The organism is Bifidobacterium favimelis (assembly GCF_037963085.1).
GTDB classification, from domain to species: Bacteria; Actinomycetota; Actinomycetes; order Actinomycetales; family Bifidobacteriaceae; genus Bombiscardovia; species Bombiscardovia favimelis.
Window position 1 is genome coordinate 1,008,237 of record NZ_JBANDZ010000001.1, and the last position, 1,471, is coordinate 1,009,707.

At 63.0% G+C, this 1,471-nt stretch carries 1 protein-coding gene; it reads right to left on the bottom strand.

Annotation, left to right across the window (positions count from 1 at the left end; genetic code table 11):
* Window positions 1-254: 254 nt before the first annotated feature.
* Window positions 255-1,364 carry a transaldolase gene (gene tal, locus V6584_RS04085; protein WP_340469181.1) on the bottom strand — a complete coding sequence of 370 codons (1,110 nt, stop codon included), beginning with the start codon at window positions 1,362-1,364 and terminating at the stop codon, window positions 255-257.
* Between the last annotated feature and the right edge of the window lie 107 nt (window positions 1,365-1,471).

Here is a 1,471-nt window from a genome sequence, read left to right on the forward strand (position 1 = left end):
CGTCCGTGCCAGGTGCAGGCCGGTAGTGAAACGACCAGCTCACCCTTTTGCGGGGGAGGGGAGGCCGGGACCAAGGCCACCACAAGCCTGTGGGAGGGGCCTGCCGGCAGACCATAACAGCCGAGACAGAACAGGACAGGAGGGTTCGGCAGATGATGAAAAAATGTGCCGGGAACCCGACAGGTTCCCGGCACACCATGTGAACATCCGCCTTCCACCTCACTTTTCATGCGAGGCGGAGGCCTGTCCTGCAATCAGCCGTTGACGCGGTCGATGCCCTTCTGCACGTCGGAAAGGACCGAATCCCAGGAGTCGATGAAGGCGGCGACCCCGTCGGCCTCCAGCTTGTCGGTCACATCCTTGATGCTGATGCCCAGGTCGGCCAGCTTCTGCATGATCGCATGGCTCTCCTCATAGGTCCCCTTGATGGAGGGGGCTCCGTCGCCGTGGGCGGCGACGGCGTTCAGGGTCTTCTCCGGCATCGTGTTCACCACGTGCGGGGCCACCAGCTCGTCCACGTACTTGCAATCGGAGTAGTTGGCGTTCTTGGTGCCCGTGGAGGCCCAGAGCGGCCGCTGCCTCTTGGCGCCCTTGGCTTCAAGGTCGGCCCAACGGGGGTCCGTGTCGAAGGTGGTCTCGAAGAGTTCGTAGGCCAGGCGGGCGTTGGCCACGGCGGCCTTGCCCTCCATCGCCTTGGCCTCGTCGGAGCCGTTGGCCTCGAGAAGCTTGTCGACGGCCGTGTCCACACGAGAGACGAAGAAGGAGGCCACGGAGCCGATGTGCCTGAGGTCATGGCCGTTCTTGTCGGCCTGGACCAGACCCTCGATGAAGGCGTTGATGACCTGCTTGTACCTTTCCAGGGAGAAGATCAGGGTCACGTTCACGGAAATCCCCTTGGCCAGGGTCGCCGTGATGGCCGGCAGTCCCTCAATGGTCGCAGGGATCTTGATCATGGCGTTGGGACGGTCCACCTTTGCCCAGAGCTCTTCCGCCTGCTTCTCGGTCTCCTCGGTGTTGTGGGCCAGGCGGGGGTCCACCTCGATGGACACACGCCCATCCACGTAGTCGGTCTTCTCGGCCACTTCGCGGAAGATGTCGGTCGCGTCGCGCACATCGGTCGTGGTCAGCTCGCGGACGGCATCCTCGACGTCGATCCTGCCCAGCTGCTTGAGCTGCTCATCGTAGGGGCCTACCTGGCTCAGGGCCTTCTGGAATATGGAGGGGTTGGTCGTGACGCCGACCACGTTCCGCTCGGCGATCAGCTGCTGGAGGTTGCCCGAGGCGATTCTCGTACGGCTCAGATCATCCAGCCAGATGGAGACACCGGAGTCGCTGGTGCGTTGGGTGTTTGCGTTTTCTGCCATTCTTGCTCCTTTGGGGTTCCCATATGGGAACACATCTATGATGACAACATCATCACCACGACTTCTATTCCGCACCTCCGGGGCCATACCCGGTGCGCGCGGGCCGC

Excerpts from the sequence above, each read along its gene's own strand:
- tal (WP_340469181.1), bottom strand. The coding sequence starts at position 1,364 with ATGGCAGAAAACGCAAACACCCAACGCACCAGCGACTCCGGTGTCTCC.